Source organism: Fibrobacter sp. (assembly GCA_012523595.1).
GTDB lineage: Bacteria > Fibrobacterota > Chitinivibrionia > Chitinivibrionales > Chitinispirillaceae > JAAYIG01.
In genome coordinates, this window is the sequence record JAAYIG010000177.1 from 1 (window position 1) to 5890 (window position 5890).

At 42.9% G+C, this 5890-nt stretch carries 4 protein-coding genes; all 4 read left to right on the forward strand.

The genetic code is table 11. From position 1 onward, the window contains the following. Positions 1 to 545: 545 nt before the first annotated feature. A complete protein-coding gene (galE, locus tag GX089_12030; protein NLP03216.1) occupies positions 546 to 1538 on the forward strand; it encodes a UDP-glucose 4-epimerase GalE in 993 nt (330 codons plus the stop codon). Beyond that, positions 1538 to 2512, forward strand: a complete 975-nt coding sequence (locus tag GX089_12035) for a glycosyltransferase family 2 protein (protein ID NLP03217.1) — start codon at positions 1538 to 1540, stop codon at positions 2510 to 2512. Before galE ends, GX089_12035 begins: the two co-directional genes overlap by 1 nt. A 347-nt stretch (positions 2513 to 2859) precedes the next feature. Beyond that, the gene (locus GX089_12040; protein ID NLP03218.1) at positions 2860 to 5244 is read left to right on the forward strand and encodes a hypothetical protein; all 2385 of its coding nucleotides are present in this window, start codon (positions 2860 to 2862) and stop codon (positions 5242 to 5244) included. Positions 5245 to 5446: 202 nt separating this feature from the next. After that, positions 5447 to 5890: hypothetical protein (locus GX089_12045; GenBank protein NLP03219.1), on the forward strand; the 444-nt coding region annotated here is incomplete at its 3' end.

The window sequence follows — 5890 nt, forward strand, 5'->3', positions numbered from 1 at the left end:
AACACGGGGTTATATCCATTTTGGTTTTGGAATCCATTTCTGAAAAATAAGATGTTTAAGAAAAAAAATAAGAGCGTTGAGAAAAGTAATTAAATTCATGTCCATTGTTGGATGCAATTTTGGAATGTTCAGAAAAGCATTTACATGATATTCGAAAGATGATTTCAGCATTAAAGCTGGAGCTGGATAGAGAAATTTTACACAAATGGATTGACAGGCTTTCGCTGGAAAAAGAGTGGGAAAAGATTGAGATACAACGAGAGATAGATATGGACTAAAAATTGTTGGTTGAAAAATGCATGTTGAAATGTTTTCTGCCCAAGGCATTGAACCTGTAAAGACTTACCGCTGAATCAGCCTGGCAAATCAGCGGTTTTTTTTATCTTTTCCATCAAGATTTCTCCTCGAAGATCCAGGGAAACCAAACCAGGATTTTTACTTTATGATAAACGTGGATTTACTTTCCTCAGGAATTTCTCTATCTCCCAATGAACCGAATACACGAATATGGTAGAAAAAAGCCGACATTTTAGTATTTTTCTGTCATGACACCAATTCTTGTGACAGGTGGTGCAGGATATATCGGCAGCAGCACCTGTAAAGCGCTGTATCGATGCGGGTATTTGCCGGTTACAGTTGATAATCTCATTTATGGTAATCGATGGGCTGTCAAATGGGGACCGCTGGAAGAAGCCGATATTGCAGATACCAATAAAATACAGGCTGTATTCGAAAAATATAGACCAGAGGCAGTAATCCATTTTGCGGCCTTTGCCTATGTAGGTGAATCGGTTCAGGATCCTCAGAAATATTATCTTAACAACGTTGCCGGGACATTGAATCTCCTCTCTGTCATGAAAAACTATGGATGTGACAAGATTATCTTTTCAAGCACATGTGCTACTTACGGAAATCCGGAGAGAATTCCCATAGATGAGTCACACAGGCAGGTTCCGGTTAATCCCTACGGAAGAAGCAAGCTGATGATCGAGCAGATTCTTCAGGATTTCGGTTCAGCCTATGGGATGAAGCATGTGATCCTGCGCTATTTTAACGCATCCGGGGCTGATCCAGAGGGACAGATTGGTGAATCCCATGACCCAGAAACCCATCTTATTCCTCTTGCCATAAAAGCGGCACTGGAGGGAAAAAGTGTTCAGGTTTTTGGGAAAGGCTACGACACTCCGGATGGTACCGCGATAAGAGATTATATCCATGTCTCAGACCTGGCAGAGGCACATTGTCTGTCTCTGAAATACCTGATGGATGGAAATAAAAGCGAATGTTTCAACCTGGGGACAGGCAGAGGGTATTCGGTACTGGAGATAATCAATGCGGTGGAAAGGGTCAGCGGCAAAAAAGTCAGGTATGATATTACTGACCGGAGGCCGGGCGATCCGGATAAACTGATTGCGTCATCGGCAAAGGCAAATGAAAAACTGGGCTGGCGATGCCAGTATATGGAATTGGAGCCGGTAATCGAGACTGCTTACAGATGGCATGCGGAACAGATAAAAGACAAGAGAAGCGATCTATGATGATATCACTGGTTGTCCCCTGCTACAATGAGCAGGAGGTTTTATATAAGCTTTACGACAGGGTCTCTCCGGTTCTGGAAAAGATCGGGGATGATTACGAGGTGATTTTGATAGATGATGGTTCTGTGGATAGAAGCCTCTCTATCATGGAGGAGATTCATGGTCGCGATAGCAGGTGGAAGGTACTCAGTTTTTCCAGAAATTTCGGTCATCAGACTGCTGTTTCCGCAGGAATTCATTACAGCAGTGGAGATTGTGTCGTTGTTATCGATGCTGATCTTCAGGACCCGCCCGAGCTTATACCCGATCTTGTAGCCAAATGGCAGGAGGGGTATCAGGTAGTCTATGCTGTGAGAAAGAAAAGAAAAGAGGGGATAGTTAAAAAATTCTGCTATGCAGCATTCTACAGACTTCTGGCCTGCAGCTCGAACATTTCAATTCCCCTGGATTCCGGGGATTTTTGTCTGATGGACCGGGCGGTTGTGGAGAAGATAAGATCCATGCCGGAGTCGAACCGCTTTATCAGGGGACTGCGTGCCTGGGTTGGTTTTCGTCAGACAGGGGTGGAGTATGAGCGTGATGCCAGGGCGGCCGGTAAGCCATCGTATACCTGGAAGAAACTGATTCATCTTGCTTTTGACGGTATTTTTTCTTTTTCGACCATGCCTTTACGGATGATGACGGTGTTCGGGCTTGTAATATCAGCTTTTTCTTTTCTCTTTGCGTTGTATAATTTTATTCAACGGATTTTTGCCGATTTTTTCATGCAGTACAATTTCAAGCTGGTCCCCGGATTTGCCACCACCATAATCGCTATTTTCTTTCTGGGCGGTGTTCAGTTAATCTGCCTGGGGGTTATCGGGGAGTATATCGGAAGGATATACGATGAGGTAAAGAGAAGGCCGCTGTGGGTTGTAAAGAGGGCGATGGGGATTTCAGAGGATAGAGCAGAAATAGAAAGAATCAAAAGTTGAGTGTTTTTTCGGGGTCGGAATCGGAATCGGAATCGAGATATCAGGTTCAGGGAATGTTCATTCAACCTGCTTAAATAATTTCATGAGACGCCAAAAAAAGTGGACAAATTGAGAAGTTAATATTAAATAGAATCTTATTGATTATGATTCTCCTGTTGGCACCTTAAAAAAAATTCCCTATTTGTCGTTCAGGGCTTTTTTACTTCAATAAATCATGTTTTTTGGGTTACTCCTCCGGATTAGAAAATAATGTTTATAATACATGGATTTTGCCTTTTGTTTTAATCTGAAGTATTTTTTTGTTTTATTGTAAGCAGTTGAAAAATCATTCAATACATGGAGGCAGAGTGTTCCTTTTACGAGGTCCCCGGTCTGTAATAAGTAAACTGTTGATATATTCTGTGAAGATTGCCTGTGTACATTTTCTTTTTGGAATTCCGGTTTTTTCACAACCGACTGTCTTTTCAGGTTCGGCTTCATCTTACCCGACAAGTCAATCACAGATAAGGCAACTGGAGCAGAGTGCGCTGGGGCAAGGATACACTCAGCAGCAGATCGATGCCATGAAAGAAAGTTACATAGAAGGAAGGAAAGGTCCGTATATTAACAAAGTAGTGGAGAGCAGTGATGATATTCTGGGTGTTGATACAGGGCAGGTGGTTTTCAACCCTGATACAAGCCCGGTTGAAGTAAATCAGCAACAAACAGTGGTGAATGATGGAAAGATACCTTATTTTGGCTACTCGATATTCAAGAATGTGCCTGATGCGTTCAGACCCAATGCTGTTGGCCCGGTCGATCCAGGATACCTGGTAGGACCTGGTGATGTGTTGAGGCTTTCAGTCTGGGGCCAGGTGGAGTTTCAGTATGAGCTCACTGTAAATAAAGAGGGAAAAATCTTTATCCCTGTAGTGGGACAGGTTTTTGTTACTGGTGTTCCCTTTGACAGTCTTCAGCAGAAGATAAAAAATCTTTTGTCAAAGCATTACTCCGGTCTGGCTGCTTATCCACCTCGCACATTCATGGATCTTTCAGTTGCCCAGCTTCGCCCGATACGGATCTTTGTTATGGGTGAGGTGCTATCACCGGGCGGCTATACGGTATCCAGTTATGCTACAGCCTTTAACGCTCTTTACAGTATGGGAGGTCCGCTGGAGAAAGGAAGTCTGCGCGATATAAAAGTCCTTCGTAAAGGTAAAGAGATAGCTACAGTTGATATTTATGAATACCTCCTTGCGGGCAGATGCACTACAGATGTGAAGCTGCAGAACAATGATGTAATATTTGTCCCCAGACGGGGAAAGACAGTAGCGATAACAGGTTCTGTATTCAGGCCGGCAATATATGAACTGAAAGAAAAGGAAAACCTTCAGAATCTGCTCCTTTTCTGCGGCGGCATACCCGCATCGACGAATATCGACCGGGCCCTGATTTACAGAATACTTCCCTTTGACCAGCGCGTCGATTCAACCACAATAACCAGGGTAGTGGATCTGGATCTGAAAAAATACCTGGGTTTTAAGGAGGATTTTGTTCTCTACGACCGGGATTCGATCGATGTTATACCACTTAGAAGTGAGGCTTTTAACATTGTAAAACTCTCCGGCGCGGTCAGTTATCCCGGAATCTATCAGTGTGAGAATCTGACTGTTAAAGATCTGATATTCAACTATGGAAAGCCGCTTGATAATGTAGTTTTTACCAAAAGAGCGGATATTATCCGGCTCAATGAAGATCTTGTAACGACAAAAATTACTCCGATTGATCTGGAAAAGTTGCGTAATGATCCCGGATATAATTTTGCCTTGCAGCCGGGTGATGAAGTGATAGTATATGAGAAAGAGGTGGAGAAATTCAGCGATCTTCAGGTAACAGTCGAGGGAGAAGTGAGGGCTCCGGGCACTTATCCAATGAGTGTAAATATGACTGTTGTGGATGCTCTCCTGAGAGCAGGCGGGTTCACGCGAGAAGCATACAGGAGAATTGTGGATGTCTACAGAATTGACAGAAGCAAGTCGGATTCGATTGCAATTGTATTCAGACTGAATCTTCCGGATACACTGGATTATACTGATGAGCGGATGAGGAATTTTATTCTGGAGGACAGAGACAAGATCATAGTCAGATCTGATCCGGATTATGTGATTGATAATTATGTCAAAATAAGCGGGCTTGTAAAATATCAGGGTAAATATGCCATACACAAACGCGGGGACAAACTTTCTGACCTGATAATCAGAGCCGGCGGTCTTCTTCCGGATGCTTTTCTGGAGGGAGCTTCCATTGTAAGAAATAAGAAGCGGCTTCTGGTCGACTTTAAAAAGATCATTGAGGAAAAAAGATCCAAAGAGGATATTCTCCTTTTCAAGGGAGATTCTATTCATATTCCACCTCGACCCAATACAGTTTATGTTCATGGAAATGTTAACATCTCCGGCCAGTTAAGTTACAAGGAGAATTTACGGGTGAAGGATTATATAAAGATGGCAGGAGGGCTTGCCGACAGCAGCAATTTTATTCTGGTAACAGGCCCTGCTGGTTATACCAAAAAGGTGAGGAAAAATGGATTCTCCAATCCAAAGGTAAAGGAGGGTTCAGAGATCTTTGTTGCAAAGAAACTTCCGAAGCCGGAAAAGGAACGCACCGGCCCATCGGTAACCGAAGTTGTAAGGGATACTCTTGCTATCATCACCTCCGCAGTGACAATTATTGCATTGGTGGTGAGGTTGTAAGAATAGTCGGAAGTTAATTAGATCAGGTTATGGCAGAGGCTATGGTACTGCAGCACCTGAACCGGTTTCAGAAACCATTTGTTGTTAACCTGCAGACCATTAGTTATATTTCATATTTTGAGGCTGTTACGGTCAGATTTAATATCAATAAACCTTAAGATTCAATCTGCATTTCACCCCACATCCGGGCAGTAAATGTACAATGGCCCAGTACACTTATATCATCGAAAAAGCTTTATTTCTTCTTGTCTCATTTCCTCTTTGTTTACTTCTTCTGAACATATTTCTAAAAACGCCGCTTGTCCGGTTTTTCTCGGATAAACCTAATTCCAGAAAATTGCATATCGATCCTATTCCAAGGTTCGGCGGAGTGGCAATTATAATATCTTTTCTGTTAACGATATCACTTTGGTTTTTTCTTCAGGAAAACTACGGTTTCTCCCCAAGGATACCCCGGGATCTCATCTCTGCAATTCTTATCATCTGTGCATTTATTGGAACGGTTGGATTTCTCGATGACAGTTCAATTGTAAATGTAAGGGCGAGGCATAAGATTTTTGGGGAAGTCCTGGTGGCTCTTATCACGGTGTATGTGTTTGAGGTCCATTCCGGCACGATCTCTTTTGCGGGGATGTTTTCTTTCCCC